Source organism: Pseudomonas sp. H1_F01 (assembly GCF_054681425.1).
The window spans coordinates 1143665-1163798 of the sequence record NZ_CP162823.1; the positions used below are offsets into that span (position 1 = coordinate 1143665).

The 20134-nt window shown below is 61.0% G+C and carries 17 protein-coding genes; 9 read left to right on the plus strand and 8 right to left on the minus strand.

Going from position 1 to position 20134, the window contains the following annotated elements; genetic code table 11:
- Window positions 1-39 precede the first annotated feature (39 nt).
- Window positions 40-3888, minus strand: a complete 3849-nt coding sequence (locus AB4O09_RS05250; RefSeq protein WP_003205761.1) for a sensor domain-containing protein — start codon at window positions 3886-3888, stop codon at window positions 40-42.
- 271 nt (window positions 3889-4159) lie between these two features.
- On the opposite strand from AB4O09_RS05250, the gene ettA reads away from it, so the two are divergent.
- Window positions 4160-5824 (plus strand): energy-dependent translational throttle protein EttA, encoded by a 1665-nt coding sequence (gene ettA, locus AB4O09_RS05255; protein ID WP_013694244.1) that lies wholly within the window; start codon window positions 4160-4162, stop codon window positions 5822-5824.
- 155 nt (window positions 5825-5979) lie between these two features.
- Here the strand turns inward: ettA and AB4O09_RS05260 are convergent, their stop codons facing one another.
- From AB4O09_RS05260 to AB4O09_RS05275, 4 genes are all read right to left on the minus strand, one after another.
- A complete protein-coding gene (locus AB4O09_RS05260; protein ID WP_460107994.1) occupies window positions 5980-6471 on the minus strand; it encodes a GreA/GreB family elongation factor in 492 nt (163 codons plus the stop codon).
- 74 nt (window positions 6472-6545) lie between these two features.
- Complete coding sequence (locus AB4O09_RS05265; RefSeq protein WP_028237098.1) at window positions 6546-6902, minus strand: hypothetical protein; 357 nt, start codon at window positions 6900-6902, stop codon at window positions 6546-6548.
- 104 nt (window positions 6903-7006) lie between these two features.
- Entirely contained in the window at window positions 7007-8860 is a 1854-nt protein-coding gene (locus tag AB4O09_RS05270; RefSeq protein WP_003205755.1) for an Lnb N-terminal periplasmic domain-containing protein, read from the minus strand.
- 88 nt (window positions 8861-8948) lie between these two features.
- Window positions 8949-9437 (minus strand): DUF3015 domain-containing protein, encoded by a 489-nt coding sequence (locus AB4O09_RS05275; protein ID WP_003185616.1) that lies wholly within the window; start codon window positions 9435-9437, stop codon window positions 8949-8951.
- A gap of 274 nt (window positions 9438-9711) precedes the next feature.
- Here AB4O09_RS05275 and AB4O09_RS05280 point away from each other — a divergent pair, with 274 nt between their 5' ends.
- The 4 genes from AB4O09_RS05280 (at window position 9712) to AB4O09_RS05295 (ending at window position 14300) form a co-directional block, all read left to right on the plus strand.
- Window positions 9712-12150 (plus strand): Lon protease family protein, encoded by a 2439-nt coding sequence (locus tag AB4O09_RS05280; protein ID WP_003205753.1) that lies wholly within the window; start codon window positions 9712-9714, stop codon window positions 12148-12150.
- 364 nt (window positions 12151-12514) lie between these two features.
- Window positions 12515-12856, plus strand: coding sequence for a PA4575 family protein (locus AB4O09_RS05285; RefSeq protein ID WP_013694243.1), 342 nt, complete (start codon window positions 12515-12517; stop codon window positions 12854-12856).
- Between the two features lie 133 nt (window positions 12857-12989).
- On the plus strand, window positions 12990-13478 hold the full coding sequence (locus AB4O09_RS05290) for a TIGR00645 family protein (RefSeq protein WP_003205748.1): 489 nt from the start codon (window positions 12990-12992) through the stop codon (window positions 13476-13478).
- Between the two features lie 204 nt (window positions 13479-13682).
- Window positions 13683-14300, plus strand: a complete 618-nt coding sequence (locus tag AB4O09_RS05295; RefSeq protein ID WP_003205746.1) for an FKBP-type peptidyl-prolyl cis-trans isomerase — start codon at window positions 13683-13685, stop codon at window positions 14298-14300.
- Between the two features lie 134 nt (window positions 14301-14434).
- Here the strand turns inward: AB4O09_RS05295 and AB4O09_RS05300 are convergent, their stop codons facing one another.
- The 3 genes from AB4O09_RS05300 to AB4O09_RS05310 form a co-directional block, all read right to left on the minus strand.
- Window positions 14435-14692: a PA4570 family protein gene (locus AB4O09_RS05300; RefSeq protein WP_003205743.1), complete on the minus strand. Its 258-nt coding sequence runs from the start codon at window positions 14690-14692 to the stop codon at window positions 14435-14437.
- 206 nt (window positions 14693-14898) lie between these two features.
- Window positions 14899-15240: a zinc ribbon domain-containing protein YjdM gene (locus AB4O09_RS05305; RefSeq protein ID WP_003205741.1), complete on the minus strand. Its 342-nt coding sequence runs from the start codon at window positions 15238-15240 to the stop codon at window positions 14899-14901.
- Window positions 15241-15444: 204 nt separating this feature from the next.
- Window positions 15445-16413: a polyprenyl synthetase family protein gene (locus AB4O09_RS05310; RefSeq protein ID WP_003205740.1), complete on the minus strand. Its 969-nt coding sequence runs from the start codon at window positions 16411-16413 to the stop codon at window positions 15445-15447.
- Window positions 16414-16652: 239 nt separating this feature from the next.
- Between AB4O09_RS05310 and rplU the strand changes: the two genes are divergently transcribed.
- From rplU to proB, 4 genes are all read left to right on the plus strand, one after another.
- A complete protein-coding gene (gene rplU / locus AB4O09_RS05315) occupies window positions 16653-16967 on the plus strand; it encodes a 50S ribosomal protein L21 (protein WP_003176051.1) in 315 nt (104 codons plus the stop codon).
- Between the two features lie 35 nt (window positions 16968-17002).
- Entirely contained in the window at window positions 17003-17260 is a 258-nt protein-coding gene (rpmA, locus tag AB4O09_RS05320) for a 50S ribosomal protein L27 (RefSeq protein WP_003205738.1), read from the plus strand.
- A gap of 190 nt (window positions 17261-17450) precedes the next feature.
- On the plus strand, window positions 17451-18674 hold the full coding sequence (cgtA, locus tag AB4O09_RS05325) for an Obg family GTPase CgtA (protein WP_003205736.1): 1224 nt from the start codon (window positions 17451-17453) through the stop codon (window positions 18672-18674).
- A 337-nt stretch (window positions 18675-19011) separates the two neighbouring features.
- Complete coding sequence (gene proB, locus AB4O09_RS05330; protein WP_003205734.1) at window positions 19012-20130, plus strand: glutamate 5-kinase; 1119 nt, start codon at window positions 19012-19014, stop codon at window positions 20128-20130.
- Window positions 20131-20134: the final 4 nt, after the last annotated feature.

Below are 20134 nucleotides of genomic sequence, written 5' to 3' on the forward strand. Positions count from 1 at the left end.
GGCTTGCCCGCGAGAGGCCGGCCCAGATAGTACAAGGCCTCAGTCGAGCATGAACAACGCATCATTGCTGAACTGCGCTTCAAACCGGGTGGCTGGCATCGGCCGGCCGAACAGGTAGCCCTGGACTTCGTCGCAGCCGTGCTCGCGCAAGAAGTCCAGTTGCTCGTGGGTCTCGACGCCCTCGGCGATCACCGCCAGGTTGAGGCTGTGGGCCATGGCGATGATCGCCCGGGCGATCTGCGCATCCTGCTCGCCGGACGGCAGGCCGTCGACGAAGGTGCGGTCGATCTTCAGCACATCGATGGGGAATTGCTTGAGGTAGTTGAGCGACGAATAACCGGTGCCGAAGTCATCGACGGCGATGCTCAGGCCCAGGTTTTTCAGCCCGGCCAGGATCTGCATCGCCTCGCTGACTTCGCGCATCAGGATACTTTCCGTCAGTTCCAGCTCCAGGCAGGCCGGCGGCAGGCCGGTGCTGCGCAGGATATTGGCGATGCGCGTGCCCAACTGGCCGTCGGAGAACTGCCGGGCGGAAATGTTGACCGAGACCTTCGGCACCCGGACCTTGGCCTGGTGCCACGTCCTGAGCTGCCGACAGGCTTCGGCGATGACCCAGTCGCCGACGTCCACCACCAAGCCGAGCTCTTCGAGTACCGGGATGAAGTCCCCCGGCGGCACCAACCCGCGTCGCGGATGGCGCCAGCGCAGCAGGGCTTCGGCGCCAGTCAAACGTTTGCCATCGCCGCTGAACTGCGGCTGGTAATACAGCACGAACTCGTTCTGTTCCAGGGCGTGGCGCAGGTCGCTTTCCAGCTCCAGGCGCTCCAGGGCGCTGGCGTTCATGTCGGCCTGATAGAACTGGAAGTTGTTCTTGCCACGCTCCTTGGCGTGATACATGGCCGTGTCGGCGTTCTTCATCAATTGGCTCAGTTCGTTGCCGTCCTGGGGGCTCAGGGCGATACCGATACTGGCGGTGACGAAGAACTCCCGGCCTTCGAGCACGAATGGCCGGACCAGGCTGGCGAGGATCTGCTCGGCTACGTTGATGGCCCGGTTCAGCGCCATTTCGCGGCTGGCGCGCGGTTGCAGCAGCAGGGTGAATTCATCGCCGCCCATGCGCGCCACGGTGTCGTCGTCGGCGACGCAGCCGAGCAGGCGCGTGGCCATTTCCTTGAGCATCCGGTCGCCGGCGGCATGCCCCAGGGAGTCGTTGATCGGCTTGAAGCGGTCCAGGTCGAGGAACATCAGCACGACCCAGGTCTTCTGCCGGTCGGCCGATTGCAGCGCGGTGTGCAGGCGATCCTGGAACAGCGTGCGGTTGGGCAGGTGAGTCAGGGCGTCGTAATAGGCCAGGCGATGAATGCGCTGCTCGCTGGCCTTGCGCTCGCTGATGTCGCTGAAGAAGCATACATAGCTGGCCAGGTCGCCCTCGTCATCCAGCACGGCCGTGATGCCGACCCAAGCCGGGTAATGTTCGCCATTGCGGCGCTTGAGCCAGACTTCGCCTTCCCAGGTGCTGTGCTGTTGCAATTGCTTGAGCACGTAGCGCAAGTGGGCTTCCTGCTGTTCGTCCACGGTCAGCATGTTGGGCAACTGGTCCAGCACTTGCGACACGGCATAACCGCTGACGCGACTGAAGGCTTCGTTGGCCTGGACAATGTAGCCGGCCGGGTCGGTGATCAGGATCGCCGAGGTCGAGTGCTCGAAGACCGTGGCGGCCATGCGCAGGTCTTTTTCAGCGCGACGCTGCTGGCTGATGTCGCGACCAACGCCGAGCACGCCTTCGAACGCGCCGTGTTCATCCCACACCAGTACCAGCCGCAGCTCGATGGGAATCTTGCGCCCGTCGGCACGCAGGCAGTCGAACAGGAACAACTGGGTCTGCATCTGGTTGCGCAGCTCGGCCAGTTGTTCGGGCTTGTCGAGGGCCTTGCTGACCCGGTCCATCAGGCTGTAGATGCCGGTCAGCTGTTGCGGATTGGCGATGATCGATTGCCAGCCGTTCTGGAAGATCCAGTCGGCGGTGTAGCCCAGCACCGCCTGCACCGACGGGCTGACGTAGTTGAGCGAAAGCTTGTTGTCGGTGGAGAAAATCACGTCGCTGATGCTTTCGGCGAGCATCCGGTAGCGTTGCTCGCTGTCACGCAGCGATTCGCTGGCCTCGATCTGCTCGGTGACGTCCTTGGCCACACCGATGATTCGTGTCACCTGATTGTCCCGGTCCCGGGCCAGTGCCTGCTCGCGGATGTCGAAGCAGCGCCATTTGCCATTGCGATGGCGAAAGCGCAGTTGGCATTGCAACAATTGCGTGTACCCGCCCCGCCGTTGTGCCTGGCGCAGGCCGTGGTAGTGATCGGCATCGTCGCTGTGCAGCAGGATTTCCCAGAAGTACTCGCCCATCTGGTGCAGCTCGGTGCGGTCGTAGCCCAGGGTCTGGCCCAGGTGGTGGTTGCTGAAGATCATCCGCTGGCTGATGACGTCCTGCACATAGAGATGATCCGGCACGGTGCGCACCACGTCGGACCAGAAACCCTCGCGTTCGAGCAACGAGAGCTCGATCAGCTTGCGGCTGGTGATGTCGCTGATGCTCAGGATGACCGCGTTATGGTCTTGCTGTTTTTCCGGCAGGCGCAGCACCAGCCACAGGTGCTGGTCGCGGCCATGGGCGTCCTGGAGTTTGATTTCCAGTTCCAGTTGCTTGTGTCGATCGAGCAGCGCTTCGAGCAGCTTCGAGCCAACGGGGTTGTTGTCCTGCGCACCCTTGCCGACCAGCAGTTGCCAGGCCTGGTCGCAGGAATCGACGTTGAGCAGTTTCAACGCCATCTGGTTGACTTCGGTGACGTGGACTTCCTGGCGCAATTGCTCGAGTTGATGGGAAGTTTTCGTCCAGGCGCGCAATTGATCGCCCGTGTGCAGGCCGGTCCGCTCAAAAAAGGCCTTGAGCCCCGACAGATCCAGCACGCACAGGGCCACGCCGGTGCCTTCGAAAATATCCTGGTAGCGCCGCCGACCTTCATGCAACTGCCGCTGACGCCGGCGTATGTTCAAGAGCGCAATCACCGGCAACAACGAAAACGCCAGGCCCAGCAGGCATTTGCCGATGAAGGCCGGCAGCAGTTGTTCGATCACCTGGCGCCTGTCGAACAACCCCCGCAGTTGCCAGTCGCTGCTGCTCAAGGGCACGGTCAGTACGGTGTTCTCCAGGTCATCCGGGGACAAATGGGTAGGGCTGCTCGAGGGCAGGCTTTCGTCGCGGCTGATGATCTGCTGGTTGAGACGGTTTTCCACCAGCCACAGCGGGCGCAGCCCCATATCGGTCTGCTTGGTCAGGGTGGAGAAAAACTTCGGGTTCAGGCGCAGCGCCCAGTAGCCACGGCTGCTACCGCTGGCCTGGTGCAACAATAGATGCACCACGGAGCCGTCTTCGGCATTGCTGAAGTAATGGGCCTGGGCCCGGCTGCGCCGCACCAGTTCACCCAGGTAATCGGCGTCGTGGCTGTCGGCGTCGCTGTCACTGAGCACTCGGCCGGAGGGGCTCAGCAGGGCCAGGCTGCGCAATTCGGGGAGCGATTGCTGGAGTTTGCGCACCAGGGCCCGCTGTTCGTCGCCTGTTTGGGGTTGTTCGACAATCGGTAGCAGGTTGAGGGCGATTTGCGCGTTCAGGGCCATGTTCAGGCTGACCTGCGCGGCGAGATCGGCGGTGTAGTCGATGGTGTATTGGCGTTGTTGCTGCTGGGTTTCGCGCAGTTGGTCGAGCAGTTGCCAGAACAGCAAGCCGAGTAACAGCAGCACCAGCGTGGCCAGTCCGCCCTTCAATGTCCCGCGCAGGGGCGAGCCGGGCACGACAGCGGGTGCGCGAGGGGACAGGGGCGGAGTGACGTTGGACAAGCTGTAATCCTGCGGTTTGCTGGACTGGCGCGACGTGCACTATAAGCCGGACGCCCGAAGGGCGGCTAGCATGCCTTGACTTGTGGCAAAGTGCCAGCCCTTGGCGGCTGGACCTTGACCGACGGTTGAGGTAGCTTTGCCGGTCAAACAAGAGCGTTCCAGCTCCAGATTCCCAGGCTCTATCCGCCCGCAGGCATTGATGACCGTCAAGTGCCGGTGCCGCGCATGGCCTGGCTCGTTCTTTTCACCTGTCACTGACGCTAGGTTCACCATGGCTCAATACGTCTTCACCATGCATCGGCTGAGCAAAGTAGTTCCGCCGAAGCGGGAAATCCTGAAAAATATTTCACTGTCCTTCTTCCCCGGCGCCAAGATCGGCGTACTGGGTCTCAACGGTTCGGGTAAGTCCACGCTGCTGAAAATCATGGCCGGCGTCGATAACGAATTCGACGGCGAAGCCCGCCCGATGCCGGACCTGAACATCGGCTACCTGCCCCAGGAACCGCAGCTGGACCCGAGCAAGACCGTCCGTGAAGTGGTCGAGGAAGCGGTCAGCGTGATCAAGGACGCCCAGGCGCGCCTCGACGAGGTCTATGCCGCCTACGCCGATCCGGATGCCGACTTCGACAAGCTGGCCGCCGAACAGGCCAAGCTCGAAGCGATTCTGCAGGCCAGCGACGGCCACAACCTGGATCGCCAGCTGGAAGTCGCCGCCGATGCGTTGCGCCTGCCGGCCTGGGACGCGAAGGTCGAACACCTGTCCGGTGGTGAGAAGCGCCGTGTGGCTCTGTGCCGCCTGCTGCTGTCGGCCCCGGACATGCTGCTGCTCGACGAACCTACCAACCACCTGGACGCCGATTCCGTCGCCTGGCTCGAACACTTCCTGCACGACTTCCCAGGCACCGTGGTTGCGATCACGCACGACCGTTACTTCCTGGACAACGTCGCCGGCTGGATCCTGGAACTCGACCGCGGCGCAGGCATTCCGTACGAGGGCAACTATTCGGGCTGGCTGGAGGCCAAGTCCGATCGTCTGGCCCAGGAATCCAAGCAGCAGTCGGCTCATGAAAAAGCCATGAAGGAAGAACTGGAGTGGGTGCGCAAAGGCGCCAAGGCCCGTCAGTCCAAATCCAAGGCACGTCTGCAACGCTTCGAGGAAATGCAATCCCAGGAATTCCAGAAGCGCAGCGAAACCAACGAGATCTACATTCCGGCCGGTCCGCGCCTGGGTGACAAGGTCATCGAGTTCAAGAACGTCTCCAAGGGTTATGGCGACCGCGTGCTGATCGACAACCTGTCGTTCTCCATGCCAAAAGGTGCCATCGTGGGTGTGATCGGCGGTAACGGCGCGGGTAAATCCACGCTGTTCCGCATGCTGATGGGCAAGGAAACGCCGGATTCAGGCAGCATCGAAATCGGTGAGACCGTGCAACTGGCCTGCGTCGACCAGAGCCGCGAAGACTTGGACGGCAGCAAAACCGTGTTCCAGCAGATCTCCGACGGTTCCGACCAGATCCGCATCGGCAACTATGAAATCCCGTCGCGCACTTATGTGGGCCGTTTCAACTTCAAGGGCGGCGACCAGCAGAAGTTCGTCAAGGACTTGTCCGGTGGTGAGCGCGGTCGCTTGCACCTGGCGTTGACCTTGAAGGAGGGCGGCAACGTCCTGCTGCTCGACGAACCGTCCAACGACCTCGACGTCGAAACCCTGCGTTCCCTGGAAGAAGCCTTGCTGGACTTCCCGGGCGCCGCCATTGTGATCTCCCACGATCGGTGGTTCCTCGATCGCGTGGCGACCCACATCCTGGCGTACGAAGACGACTCGCAAGCGGTGTTCTTCGAAGGCAACTACACCGAGTACGAAGCCGATCGCAAGAAACGCCTCGGCGAAGCTGCTGCCCAGCCGCATCGCGTACGGCACAAGAAATTGGCCTGATTCGGTCGGTTGCATGAAAAACGGAGCCTTCGAAGGCTCCGTTTTTTTATGGATGCAAATCCATTGTGGGAGGCTTAATTGATGGGGCTACCCGAGCACCGGGTAATCTCTGGTCTTGTTAGAGGCTTCAGGCATGTTTAAACAGACTGGCAGTATCACTGGAGATCGATCGCAACGACCTCTATAGCGAGATTCCCCAATGGTCGTTCCCATGTCACCTCATCGCCAACCTTTGCCCCCAGCAACGCCCTTCCCAGCGGCGAGCCCCAGTTGATCAGCCCACTGGCCGCATCGGCCTGGTCTTCCCCGACCAATTGCACTCGCTGCTCGTGGTCCTGTTCATCGACAAAGGTCACCCAGTGGCCGATCCGCACTTGATCGGATGAAGTCGGCGCAACGACCTGGGCGCTTTGCAGGCGCTGCGTGAAATAGCGCAGATCCCGCTCAAGGTCGGCGATCCGCTGCTTGTCCGCCAGCTCCCCACGGCTCGCCTGCTGGGCGTGTAGCGCCTGCAACTCGACGACCCGGGCCTGTAGCTGGGCAAGTCCTGTGGGCGTGACGTAGTTGGGTTGCGCGCTGACCTGGCGCTCGACCGGCTGGTCGGCCTGGGCAGCGGCGTTATCTTCGTTGACGAAGGCGCGGCTCATGGCATTTGCTCCTCTGCATTGGAGTTTGGGCCATGGTTGCAGGGTTTTGGTTTCGACGGATGTCTGTACGCGACTTATTGCGAGCGATAAGCCCGGGCGGCGTCCTGGTCTTTCTGTTGCTGCCAGGCCCGTTCACGTTCGTCCCAATGACGCTCGCGATAGGCATTGCGCTCTTCGTTCTCGCGCATGGCCTGGCACTGGCGGAAGCCATCGCTCCAGCCCTCGGCATAACGCGGATCCTTGAGGTAACGCGGCACATCTTTTCTGAATTGGCCGGTGATCACCCCGGCGGCTTGCCGGCCGCTGCTGCAACCGTCGTCGTAGCCGTCGGCGAACGCTGGTGGATAACCCCGGGCGATCAGGTCTTCGTGGGTGGTTTCACAGCCACCGAGCAACATCAACACACTCAGGACCACTGTCGCACGCTTCATTTCTGCTTTCCTGCCGAATCCCGCTCATACAATAAGTCTAGGAGTGGATTCGTCAGTAAGGCGTGAAAGCGTGGTGATTAATCCGTTCGTTGCCTAGGCCATGGTCAGTAGTGGTACCACTTCACCTCGAGCATCACTTCGTTCTCCGGCGAGGCCAATTGGCTGAATTCCCGCTGGGCACTCAGGCGCAGGCCGAGGTTGCGGGACAATTCCCATTGTTGATTCAAGCTCAGGCTGCGGCGCACTTCGCCGTTGACGAAATAATCACCCTTGGCTTCCAGGCTCAGGTTGCCCAGCGGGTTTTTCCACAGCACACCGCTGTTGAAACCGGCGGCCGGGGCGATGAATTGGGCGAAATCGTTGTTGTGCTCGACCCGTACCGTGCCCAGGGCAAAGCCCAGCACCTCTTCGCCCAGCGCCCAGGTGCCACCGGCGCCGCCGTTGACGTGGCTGACCAGGGTTTCATCGTCGTGTTTGCCTGGCACCCGCTCCAGGCCGCCGGTGACCTGCCAGGACAGCGGTTGCAGCAGCTCGTTGCGTGGGGTCAGGGAGCGAATGGTCGCCAGGTCCAGTTGTTGCACCTGCCAGTCATTGCCTTCGTACTGGCGCAGTTTCAATTGCAGGATTTCGATCTGTGCGCCCAAGGGGAAGCTCTCGGCGTTGTCGTTCAGATCGTGATAGGCCATGCGCAAGCCATACTCGCCGAACGCCCGGTCGCCCCGGGTGCCGAGGCCGGCCTGCCAGGTGCGTGATTGGTGGCCGTCCTCGGGCAGGCCCGGTTGCGGGATATCGAGTTCCGGCGCGGGGTTCTGGTTGATCGCCCGCAACAGTTCGAAACTGCGCTGGGAGCGCTGCGGATCACGCTCCTGGCCGTTGGCGCGATAGCGCTCCAGGCGATAGGCCGCATCGATGATCAGCGCCTGGCGTTCGCGCGGCAGCGCCTTGAAGCCGGGGGCTTGCAGTTGCTGCTGGTCGGCGCTGACTTTCAGTACCCATTGCTGTTCATCATCGCTGAGCGGTTCGGCGCGGCTGAGCAGTTCCCGTTCACGGGACGGTCGATACTGGATGCTTTCCACCAGGCCGGATTCTTTCACTGCCTTGACGGTGTCGGTGGGAATCGCGGTCAGCGGGAATTGTTCGGTCAGGCGCAGGCTGGGGCGAGCCACTTGCAGCAATTCGAGCAGGCGATAGGAGCAGTTTTCGTCGAAGAAAAAATAGTCGAACTGAATCTGCTTGAGTTCCCAGACGTGCTCGACCATGCGCTCGGTTTCCGCCTGACTCAGGTTCAGGCGATATTCCCACAGGTCGCGGTTCTCCAGGCTACGGTACTCGGAGAGTTTTTCCTGGTACGGCACCAGGGCGAACAGGCCGGGATAACCGCCCATCAGGCCCTTCCAGGCATAGAGGATGCTGTTGTCCGAGCCTTCGATGTAGGCGCCGAAATTGATCGCATAGCTGAGCAGGGCGGTCTTGTCGCTTTGCACATCGGCCTGGTCGATGCGCAGCAGGGTGTGGCCGAACATCGAGGAGGGACTGTTCAGGTAAGCGGCGGGGAAGATCATCACCGCGCTGTGGGGCGAGACGTCCTTGAACCATTGGTTGAAGTCGCCGCAGTCGACGGCCGGCAGATCCGTCAGGTTGAGCTGGGCCTTGAGCCAGCGCGTGCGCGCCGGGTACACGCACTGGGCATGCTGCTGGCCGGCGCTGGCCGGGCCGTACAGGGCTTTTAGCGTGGCGCTCAGTTCACGCTCGGGATGTTCGTTGCCATCGGGCGCGAGGAAGAATTTCTTGTCGCTGATATAGCTGCGCCAACCGCCGAGCTTGGCGGTTTCGTAGTGGCCCAGGGAAATCCAGAAGCGGTCATTGGCCAGTTGCTGCAAACGTTGAGGGTCGACATGAGGCGCGGCGGACAGCGGGGCGCACACACAGAGCGCCAGCCAGGCAAGGCGTTTGAGCATAGTCGGCTACTTGGAAAGGCGAAAAATAAAGACCGAAGGGGCCCCAAAAAGAAAACCCGCTCCCCGAGAGGAGCGAGTGGTGTCGAGCTTAAGCTTGAGTGGCGTACTTGGCCAGGCGAGGATCGCTTTTCAGCACGGCCAGGGTGTTGGTATGCACGTCTTCGGCGGTTACGTCAGCCTTGCTGAAGATCTGCTGGAAGTGCTCGTGGGTGACGGCAGAGAAATGTGCGCGGTCTTCCGGCGCTACGCCCAGTACCACGGCATAGGTGGTCAGCGCTTCGCCCTGACCCTTGGCCATGTCTTCGGACAGCTCGTTCATCATGCCATTCATGGCCAGCCAGGACTTGCCACCGTAGGTCAGTGCAGCATTGGTCGAGCACCCGTTGGTGCCGGAGGTCATGCCGAAGGTCGCGTTACCGGAAGTGCCGTTGGTGGTGGATGCCAGGAAGTGTGCCGGAGTGCCACGCTGACCTTCGAACAGCATGTTGCCCCAGCCGCAATCCGGGCCGCCCGGCGCCTGAGCCATGGCGTTGATGGATACAGCGGTGAAGAGAGTACCGAGAAGAATCCGTTTCATAGCTATGTTCTCTTTATGTGCATACCAATGGACAGGGTCTGGCCCCTACAGCTGCCAGTGGGCCGGTTATTGTTCCAGCCGCGCAATTTGGAGTTTAGGCACGATCCGAGGGTTCCGTGACATTTTGCAAAAACATTACTGGGGATCGCCTGTTTACGGGGCCCCGCCTGGGGTTTTCCCATTGACTATGCTTTGGTCTGAGGCGCTCCTTGCCAGTCAGGTACAGGCAGCGCCAGAATGCCGCTATCTGCCCCGCCTGATGTAAGGAAGCCCGATGCCTGATCCTGTTGCTGCCAGCTTGCGTCTAGCGCCCGAAGCGCTGACCCGTCCGTTTTCCGCTGAACAGTTCAGCTTCTCTACCACCAATGATCTGGAGCCCTTCCGCGGAGTGCTTGGCCAGGAACGTGCGGTCGAAGCCTTGCAGTTCGGCGTGGCCATGCCGCGCCCCGGTTACAACGTATTCGTCATGGGCGAGCCCGGCACTGGCCGGTTTTCGTTCGTCAAACGCTACCTCAAGGCCGAAGGCAAGCGCCTGCAGACCCCGGCGGACTGGGTCTATGTCAACAATTTCGATGAGCCCCGCGAACCCCGTGCCCTGGAACTGCCGTCAGGCACGGCCGGTGCTTTCATCGCCGACATCAACGGCCTGATCGACAACCTGCTGGCGACTTTTCCGGCGGTGTTCGAGCACCCGTCCTACCAGCAGAAGAAAAGCGCGATCGACCGCGCCTTCAACCAGCGCTATGACCGCGCCTTGGACGTGATCGAGCGCCTGGCGCTGGAGAAGGATGTCGCGCTGTACCGTGACAGCAGCAACATTGCCTTCACGCCGATGAGCGAAGGCAAGGCCCTGGATGAAGCGGAATTCGCCCAGTTGCCGGAAGCCGAGCGCGAGCGTTTCCACGAGGACATCTCGGGCCTGGAAGAGCGCTTGAACGAAGAGCTCGCCAGCCTGCCGCAATGGAAGCGCGAGTCCAGCAACCAGTTGCGCCACCTCAACGAAGAAACCATCACCCTGGCTCTGCAACCATTGCTGGCACCGCTGTCGGAGAAATACGCAGAGAACGCTGCGGTCTGCGGCTACCTGCAGGCCATGCAGGTCTATCTGCTCAAGACCGTGGTCGAGCAATTGGTGGACGACAGCAAGACCGACGCCATCGCCCGTAAACTGCTGGAGGAACAGTACGCCCCGAGCCTGGTGGTCGGGCATCCGTTCAGTGGCGGCGCGCCGGTGGTGTTCGAGCCGCACCCGACCTACGACAACCTGTTTGGTCGCATCGAATACAGCACCGACCAGGGCGCGCTCTACACCACGTACCGGCAGTTGCGTCCGGGTGCCTTGCACCGGGCCAATGGCGGTTTCCTGATTCTCGAAGCGGAAAAAATGCTCGGTGAGCCGTTCGTGTGGGATGCGCTCAAGCGTGCCCTGCAATCGCGCAAGCTGAAAATGGAATCGCCGTTGGGTGAGCTGGGCCGGCTGGCCACGGTGACCCTGACGCCGCAGCACATTCCGCTGCAGGTCAAGGTCGTGATCATCGGCGCCCGCCAGCTTTACTACGCCTTGCAGGACCTGGATCCGGACTTCCAGGAAATGTTTCGCGTGCTGGTGGATTTCGACGAAGACATCCCGATGGGCGACGAGAGCCTGGAGCAGTTCGCCCAGTTGCTCAAGACCCGTACTTCGGAAGAGGGCATGGCGCCGCTGACCGCCGACGCGGTGGCGCGCCTGGCGACCTACAGTGCGCGTCTGGCCGAACACCAGGGGCGCTTGTCGGCGCGTATCGGTGATCTGTTCCAACTGGTCAGCGAGGCGGATTTCATTCGCCAACTGGCCGGTGACGAGATGACCGACGCCGGTCATATCGAACGCGCCCTCAAGGCCAAGGCCACCCGCACCGGGCGTGTCTCGGCGCGAATCCTCGACGACATGCTGGCGGGGATCATCCTGATCGACACTGCTGGCGCGGCCGTGGGCAAATGCAACGGGCTGACGGTACTCGAGGTCGGCGACTCTGCGTTTGGTGTGCCAGCGCGGATTTCTGCCACGGTGTACCCGGGCGGCAGCGGTATCGTCGACATCGAGCGGGAGGTCAACCTCGGCCAGCCAATCCACTCCAAGGGCGTGATGATCCTCACCGGTTACCTGGGCAGTCGTTATGCCCAGGAATTCCCGCTGGCGATCTCGGCCAGCATCGCCCTGGAGCAGTCCTACGGTTACGTGGACGGCGACAGCGCGTCCCTGGGCGAGGCGTGTACGCTGATCTCGGCCCTGTCGAAGACGCCGCTCAAGCAGTGCTTCGCCATCACCGGCTCGATCAACCAGTTCGGCGAAGTGCAGGCGGTGGGCGGGGTCAACGAGAAGATCGAAGGCTTCTTCCGCCTCTGCGAAGCCCGCGGGCTGACCGGTGAGCAAGGGGCGATCATTCCCCAGGCCAACGTCGCGACCCTGATGCTCGACGAGAAAGTGCTGGCCGCCGTGCGCGCCGGGCAGTTCCACGTCTACGCGGTGCGCCAGGCCGACGAAGCCCTGAGCCTGTTGGTGGGCGAGCCTGCTGGCGAGCCGGATGAAAACGGCGAGTTCCCGGAGGGCAGCGTCAACGCCCGCGTGGTGGAACGGCTGCGGGTGATCGCGGAGATGATCAGCGAAGACGATATCAAGGAAGCGGAAAAGGAACTGGCGCAGCAGGCATTGGCGGAGGCCAAGCCGGCTTGATGTTTTCCTCCGCAGCTAGCCCCCTGTGGGAGCTAGCTTGTGGGAGAACAGCCTGTGGGAGCAAAGCTTGCTCGCGATAGCGTTTGTCCAGTCAACAGAAATGTTGCATGTGACAATCTCATCGCGAGCAAGCTTTGCTCCCACAGGCTTGCTGTCACCATCAATGTTTTGGGGATTATTGCTAAAAAGTGCCACCACTTTGGCGTCAATATTCACACTGTGACCGCTCGGCGTATTCTGGTCTCGAAAGTCCTTGCGACCGGAACTTTTCTTCTATCCTCAGCTCAAGGATAACGAGAGTCATCATCGGATCGAAACAGCCTCCTCCCGGGGCTGAATACCGGATCTACCGAGGGGCGCCGCCATGTCGCGCAACCTTTGCCTCACTCGTCAATGCCTGGGCCTTGTCACCCGTATCGAATGCGCCATCCGCCCCCTGGCGGGAGATACCGGTATGTGGACCTTGCTCTTCGCCGCCGGAATGGCCGGTGAACAACCTTCTGCCATCAAGGCCCAAGGGCCATTCCCCGGCCCGACTGCCGCCGAATCCATCCTCGATACCATTGTGCAAAGCCTGACACTGCACGGCTATGAGCTGGCCGACGACCCGCAGATCTGGTCCCTGCACATGCAAGCTCAACTGCGTGAAATCAATGGAGGCCGTTGTCGCAATGTCGGCGGCTTCGAGTTTCGTCCGCTGCATTGAAGGCCATCACCGCACGGGCACCGGCAGTAAAATTTTGACACAAGAGCAGGGACCAGGGAGGGGCCCGGCATTTGTGGGGCCGGTCGTGGCTGATATACTCGCCGCGATTTTTTCAGCCCTGGTGTGAGATTCAATGGAACGCTTTATCGAAAACGCAATGTACGCCTCCCGTTGGCTGCTGGCGCCGATCTACTTCGGGTTGTCCCTGGGCCTGTTGGCCTTGGCGCTGAAGTTCTTCCAGGAAGTCTTTCACGTCATTCCCAACGTGTTTTCCATGGCCGAGTCCGACCTGATCCTGGTGCTGCTGTCGTTGATCGACATGGCGCTGGTGGGCGGCCTGCTGGTGATGGTGATGATTTCCGGCTACGAGAACTTCGTCTCGCAACTGGATATCGGCGACGACAAGGAAAAGCTCAACTGGCTGGGCACCATGGACTCTTCGTCGCTGAAGATGAAAGTCGCCGCCTCGATCGTGGCCATTTCCTCCATCCACCTGCTGCGCATTTTCATGGACGCCAAGAACGTCGATCCCGAGCACCTGATGTGGTACGTGATCATCCACATGACTTTCGTGGTCTCGGCATTTGCCATGGGCTACCTGGACAAACTGACCAAGCACTGAGGTCCGCTCACCGCGCTGGCGCAACGCCCGCCTGTAGAATTGCAGGCGGGCGTTGTCGTTTCTGGCGGCCTGCTTTGACGCAGGGGGCTCGTCACCCGCGGTGGCATCTGTGCTAGTCTGCTCGCCCTTTTGGTTCCGGGCGCTCCGGGAGGCGCTGTGTCACGCACGGCAACTCTCGAGCCGTCCGCACAGCGGAGCAGCATCATGTCCGAAGTTAACCTGTCCACCGACGAAACCCGCGTCAGCTACGGCATTGGCCGTCAGTTGGGCGACCAACTGCGCGACAACCCGCCACCGGGTGTGAGCCTGGATGCGATCCTGGCCGGCCTGACCGACGCGTTCGCCGGCAAGCCAAGCCGCGTGGGCCAGGACGAGATGTCCGCCAGCTTCAAGGTCATCCGTGAAATCATGCAAGCCGAAGCCGCTGCCAAGGCTGAAGCCGCCGCTGGCGAAGGCCGTGCGTTCCTGGCCGAAAACGCCAAGCGTGAAGGCATCACCACCCTGGCTTCCGGCCTGCAATTCGAAGTGCTGACCCAGGGTGAAGGCGCCAAGCCGACCCGTGAAGACCAGGTGCGTACCCATTACCACGGCACCCTGATCGACGGCACTGTGTTCGACAGCTCCTACGATCGTGGCCAGCCAGCCGAATTCCCGGTAGGCGGCGTGATCCCAGGCTGGACCGAAGCCCTGCAACTGATGAACGCCGGCAGCAAATGGCGTCTGTACGTGCCGAGCGAACTGGCTTACGGCGCTCAAGGCGTTGGCAGCATTCCACCGCACAGCGTGCTGGTGTTTGACGTCGAGCTGTTGGACGTACTGTAAGACCCTGCCCGGTTTTACTGCCGGACAAAAAACTGTGGGAGCGAGCTTGCTCGCGATGGCGGTCAGTCAATCGATATCGATGTTGAATGACACACCGCTTCGCGAGCAAGCTCGCTCCCACAGGGTCAGGTGCTTCATCCGTGGAACCTGCCGCTGAAATCACCCGTCGGGCGCAATGCCCGGGCGTAGCAGAACAGGAACAGATTGCGCACCAGTTCCTTGAGCACCAACGGTTCACTGGAGTTGAGGCTGTTGAGGTCCAGATCCCCTTGGTCCTGCAGCTCGTTCAAGGCTTCTTCTTCAAGCACCGCACAGACTTCCCCGGTTTCCCGATGCAGGATCCTGAGGTAGGGATGTGGGCGGTCCAGCCAGGCATCGATCAAATAAGTCATGGTTCTCATCTCCTTGATGGGGTTCGATGAGAATAATTCTTATTCGCTAAATAGCAAGGCTCTATTGGCGTTGCGATTGTTTTTCTGACGATGGGTTATGGCCGCTCAGGACGGCTGGCACTTGGCTAACGTCCGAGAAATGGGGCTGAAGCGCAGAGGGCGAAGCTCCATCCCACACGCGGGGTGTGGAATGGAATACAGCAGGATCAGACTTTTCTGACGAACTCGGATTTGAGTTTCATCGGGCCGATGCCGTCGATCTTGCAATCGATGTCGTGGTCGCCATCGCACAGACGGATGTTCTTGACCTTGGTGCCGACCTTGACCACCAGCGACGTGCCCTTGACCTTGAGGTCCTTGATCACGGTGATGGTGTCGCCGTCCTGCAGGACGTTGCCGACCGAATCTTTCTTCACGGTATCGTCGGACACTGTTTCAGCTTCGCCGCTGGCGGACCATTCGTGGGCACACTCCGGGCAGACCAGTTGAGTACCGTCTTCGTAGGTGTATTCGGAATTGCATTTCGGGCAGGGAGGCAACGTGCTCACTAAGGTTCCTTGGGTATCAGGAGGACAAAAGGGCGCACATTATATAGGGTTTTGTTGCGAAAGAGGGACGGTGCTGCGTTTGGATATCCTGTGGCGAGAGGATTTGTGGGAGCAAGGCTTGCCCGCGATGGCGACTATGCGATCCTTCAGAAACCGAGTCGCCGGTATCGCGGGCAAGCCTTGCTCCCACAAAAGCCCTGTGTGTCAGTGCGTGCGAGCCACCGCAAACTCGCTCAGTTCCACCAGCGCATCGCGGTATTCGCTGGCCGGCAGGGCGTCGAGGCATTTGATCGCGCGGGCGACGTAGTCACGGGCCAGGTTCGCGGTGTAGTCCAGCGAGCCGGACGCTTCGACCGCGACACGGATGCTTTCCAGGTCTTCGATCCCGCCTTTCTGGATCGCCTGGCGAACCAGTGCTGCCTGTTCAGGCGTGCCCTCGCGCATGGTGTAGATCAGCGGCAGGGTCGGCTTGCCTTCGGCCAGGTCGTCACCGACGTTCTTGCCCAGGGTCTCGGCGTCGCCCTTGTAGTCCAGCAGGTCGTCCACCAGCTGGAAAGCCACGCCCAGGTGGTCGCCGAAGGTGCGCAGCGCTTCGCTCTGTTCGGCGCTGGCACCGGCCAGGGCGGCGGCGCTGTGGGTCGAGGCTTCGAAGAGCATCGCGGTCTTGCCGCGGATGACTTCCATGTAGGTTTCTTCGGTGGTGCTGGCATCGCGTACCTTGGACAACTGCAGTACTTCGCCTTCGGCGATGATGCGCGTGGCCTGGGACAGGATTTTCATCACCGGCATCGAGCCCAGCTCGACCATCATTTCGAATGAGCGCGAATACAGGAAGTCGCCCACCAGCACGCTCGGGGCATTGCCCCACATGGCGTTGGCGGTCGAACGGCCACGCCGCATGCCGGACATGTCGACCACGTCGTCGTGCAGCAGGGTCGCGGTGTGCAGGAATTCGATGGTGGCGGCCAGCAGGCGCATGTCGTCGCCTTCGCGACCCAGGGCCTTGCCGCACAACAGCACCAATAAAGGACGCAGGCGTTTACCGCCGGCCGATGTGATGTAGTCGCCGATTTTCGATACCAGCGGCACTCGGGAAGTCAGCTGCTTCTTGATGATGCCGTCGACGGCGCTAAAATCGTCCGCCACCGCGCGGTAGAAAGCTTGGGGTTGCATCAGCGACAGGTGCTCCAGAAGGGTTGCGCGGCATGCTAGGACCCCCACCCAGGCCTGTCAAGGCGCGATGGACGGCTACTTGCAAGGCTCTCTTGGCTTGCGTACAATCGCGCACCCTGAACTTCCTGGGCAGCACCTGCCTTACGCAATTGCATTAGGGCCTTCCAGCCCATGCAGCCATGCCAGCCAATACCTCTTCTTATAAAGCGCTGGGTGAGCAGGATTATCGGAGAAATACCATGTCGTACGCAGTAATTGTTACTGGTGGCAAGCAATACAAGGTCGCCCCAGGTGAATACCTGAAGATCGAAAAACTGGAAATCGCTACCGGCGAATCCGTGACTTTTGATCGCGTTCTGTTGGTCGCCAATGGCGATGACGTGAATATCGGCGCTCCAGTCGTTGCTGGCGCTACCGTTGTGGCTGAAGTGATCTCCCAAGGTCGTCACGATAAAGTCCGCATCATCAAGTTCCGTCGCCGTAAGCACCACATGAAGCGTATGGGCCACCGCCAGTGGTACACCGAGATCAAAATCACCGGTATTCAGGCTTAATTTCAGCCTAATTCCTCACTAGGAGAATTGAACTCATGGCACACAAAAAAGCTGGTGGTAGTACCCGTAACGGTCGCGACTCAGAAGCCAAACGCCTTGGCGTGAAGATGTATGGCGGCCAGGCTATCAAAGCAGGCAACATCATCGTGCGTCAGCGCGGCACCCAATTCCACGCTGGCTACGGCGTGGGCATGGGTAAAGATCACACCCTCTTCGCTAAAGTCGAAGGCGTGATCAAGTTCGAAGTAAAAGGCGCCTTCGGTCGTCGTTACGTAAGCGTTATCGCAGCTTAATTGCGAGACCGCTGGAAAAGCCCTGTCTTGCGACGGGGCTTTTTCGTTTGTGGGGTGAGTCTCTTGCAAAACTGTTTGTATGGGCTGTCGGCGCTGCGGTTGGGGCGTGTCATCAGGTCGCTGCGCTCATTTTTGCAAGAGTCTTATGTCTTGTTTTTTTGGCTCGTCCGTATGGCGAGAGGCGTGTGTCATGAAGTTTGTTGATGAAGTATCGATTCGAGTAAAGGCCGGCGACGGCGGCAATGGTTGCATGAGTTTCCGTCGGGAAAAGTTCATTGAAAACGGTGGCCCGAACGGCGGTGACGGGGGCGACGGCGGCTCGATCTACATGCTCGCCGACGAAAACCTCAACACCCTGGTGGACTACCGTTACACCCGGCACTTCGATGCCGAGCGTGGCTCCAACGGCGGCAGCACCGACTGCACCGGCAAGAAGGGCGAAGACCTGATCCTGCGTGTGCCGGTCGGCACCACGGTGATCGATTCGGCCACCCAGGAAGTGATTGGCGACCTGACCAAGGCTGGCCAGCGTCTGCTGGTCGCCCATGGCGGCTGGCACGGCCTGGGCAACACCCGTTTCAAATCCAGTACCAACCGTGCGCCACGCCAGACCACGCCAGGCAAGCCAGGCGAGCAGCGTGACCTGAAGCTGGAAATGAAAGTGTTGGCCGACGTGGGCCTGCTGGGCTTGCCGAACGCCGGTAAAAGTACCTTCATTCGCTCGGTGTCGGCGGCCAAGCCGAAAGTGGCCGATTACCCGTTCACCACCCTGGTACCGAACCTGGGCGTGGTCAGCGTCGACCGCTGGAAGAGTTTCGTAATCGCCGACATTCCAGGCTTGATCGAAGGGGCTTCCGAGGGTGCAGGCCTGGGGATTCGTTTCCTCAAGCACTTGTCCCGTACCCGTCTGTTGCTGCACCTCGTGGACATGGCGCCGCTGGATGAAACCAGTGCCGCCGATGCCGCCGAAGTCATCGTCAACGAACTGACCAAGTTCAGCCCGGCCCTGGCCGAGCGCGACCGTTGGCTGGTGCTGAACAAGTGCGACCAGATCCTTGAAGAAGAGCATGAGGAGCGGGTCAAGGAAATTGTCGATCGCCTGGAGTGGGAAGGTCCGGTCTACGTGATCTCGGCCATCGCCAAAGAAGGCACCGAGCGCCTGTGTCACGACATCATGCGTTACCTGGAAGATCGCGCCGACCGCCTGGCCAACGATCCGGCCTACAAGGAAGAGCTGGCCGAGCTCGATCAGCGCATCGAAGACGAGGCCCGTGCCCAGTTGCAGGCGCTGGACGACCAGCGTGCCCTGCGTCGCAGTGGCGTCAAGTCGGTCCATGACATCGGTGACGACGATTGGGACGAAGAAGATGTGGATGACGAGGATGGTCCGGAAATCATCTACGTTCGCGACTGATCTTGTGCTGATGCCGCTCAGTTGAGGCTAAGGCCTATGTGAGCGAATCTGTGGGAGCAAAGCTTGCTCGCGATAGCGATTTTACAGCCAGCAAAGGTGTTGGATGTGACGATGTCATCGCGAGCAGGCTTTGCTCCCACAAGCTCGCCCCCACAGGGATTCTCGGGTGGCTGGCATGGGGCAGGTTTAACTGGTCCAGTGCGGTGTTATCATCGCAACCAGCCGGTTTCCAAGGCGCCGCTCATTCGAGCGGCGTTTTGGTATCTGTAAAACGCAAATACGAATAATCCCATGGGCGGCGCTGGGTCGCGTCGTTCGCTGGCAAAGGTTGAAGATAATGCGGAGCAAGGTGACGGGTGCGCAGCGCTGGGTCGTGAAGATCGGCAGCGCACTGCTGACGGCGGATGGCAAGGGCCTGGACCGCCAGGCAATGGCGGTGTGGGTCGAGCAGATGGTGGCCTTGCATGAGGCTGGCGTCGAGCTGGTATTGGTCTCTTCTGGGGCCGTGGCAGCCGGTATGAGCCGTTTGGGCTGGACGTCGCGACCCAGCGCGATGCATGAGCTGCAGGCTGCCGCCGCCATCGGCCAGATGGGCCTGGTGCAGGCTTGGGAATCAAGCTTCGCCGAGCACGGTCGCCATACGGCGCAGATCCTGCTGACCCACGACGACCTGTCCGACCGCAAGCGCTACCTCAATGCCCGCAGTACCTTGCGCGCGCTGGTGGAGCTCAAAGTCATCCCGGTGATCAACGAGAACGACACGGTGGTCACCGACGAGATTCGTTTCGGCGATAACGACACCCTGGCGGCGCTGGTGGCGAACCTGGTGGAGGCGGATCTGCTGGTGATCCTCACGGATCGCGACGGCATGTTCGATGCCGATCCGCGCAACAATCCCGATGCCAAGCTGATTTACGAAGCTCGTGCCGACGATCCTGCGCTGGACGCGGTGGCGGGCGGCACGGGTGGTGCGCTGGGCCGTGGCGGCATGCAGACCAAACTGCGCGCTGCGCGTCTGGCGGCGCGTTCCGGGGCTCATACCATCATCGTGGGTGGGCGCTTGGAGCGGGTGCTGGACCGCCTGAAAGCCGGCGAGCGGATCGGTACCTTGCTCTCCCCGGAGCGCGGCATGCTGGCAGCGCGCAAGCAGTGGCTGGCTGGGCATCTGCAGACCCGTGGCACGTTGGTGCTGGATGCTGGCGCGGTGGCGGCCCTGTCCCAAGGCAACAAAAGCCTGCTGCCGGTGGGTGTGAAGCTGGTCCAGGGCAGTTTCCGTCGGGGTGAAATGGTGGTGTGCGTGGCGCCGGACGGTCGTGAGATCGCCCGTGGCCTGGCCAACTACAGCGCGCTGGAAGCGCAGAAAATCATCGGTCAGTCGTCTGATGCGATTGTCGGTCTGTTGGGTTACATGGCGGAGCCCGAGCTGGTTCACCGTGACAACCTGATCCTCGTCTAAGGAA

Coding starts and splice junctions, on each gene's coding strand:
- rplU (WP_003176051.1), top strand. CDS start 16,653: ATGTCGTACGCAGTAATTGTTACTGGTGGCAAGCAATACAAGGTCGCC.
- rpmA (WP_003205738.1), top strand. CDS start 17,003: ATGGCACACAAAAAAGCTGGTGGTAGTACCCGTAACGGTCGCGACTCA.
- AB4O09_RS05260 (WP_460107994.1), bottom strand. CDS start 6,471: ATGAGCCGCGCCTTCGTCAACGAAGATAACGCCGCTGCCCAGGCCGAC.
- AB4O09_RS05275 (WP_003185616.1), bottom strand. CDS start 9,437: ATGAAACGGATTCTTCTCGGTACTCTCTTCACCGCTGTATCCATCAAC.
- proB (WP_003205734.1), top strand. CDS start 19,012: ATGCGGAGCAAGGTGACGGGTGCGCAGCGCTGGGTCGTGAAGATCGGC.
- cgtA (WP_003205736.1), top strand. CDS start 17,451: ATGAAGTTTGTTGATGAAGTATCGATTCGAGTAAAGGCCGGCGACGGC.
- AB4O09_RS05280 (WP_003205753.1), top strand. CDS start 9,712: ATGCCTGATCCTGTTGCTGCCAGCTTGCGTCTAGCGCCCGAAGCGCTG.
- ettA (WP_013694244.1), top strand. CDS start 4,160: ATGGCTCAATACGTCTTCACCATGCATCGGCTGAGCAAAGTAGTTCCG.
- AB4O09_RS05290 (WP_003205748.1), top strand. CDS start 12,990: ATGGAACGCTTTATCGAAAACGCAATGTACGCCTCCCGTTGGCTGCTG.
- AB4O09_RS05295 (WP_003205746.1), top strand. CDS start 13,683: ATGTCCGAAGTTAACCTGTCCACCGACGAAACCCGCGTCAGCTACGGC.
- AB4O09_RS05270 (WP_003205755.1), bottom strand. CDS start 8,860: ATGCTCAAACGCCTTGCCTGGCTGGCGCTCTGTGTGTGCGCCCCGCTG.
- AB4O09_RS05310 (WP_003205740.1), bottom strand. CDS start 16,413: ATGCAACCCCAAGCTTTCTACCGCGCGGTGGCGGACGATTTTAGCGCC.
- AB4O09_RS05300 (WP_003205743.1), bottom strand. CDS start 14,692: ATGACTTATTTGATCGATGCCTGGCTGGACCGCCCACATCCCTACCTC.
- AB4O09_RS05285 (WP_013694243.1), top strand. CDS start 12,515: ATGTCGCGCAACCTTTGCCTCACTCGTCAATGCCTGGGCCTTGTCACC.
- AB4O09_RS05265 (WP_028237098.1), bottom strand. CDS start 6,902: ATGAAGCGTGCGACAGTGGTCCTGAGTGTGTTGATGTTGCTCGGTGGC.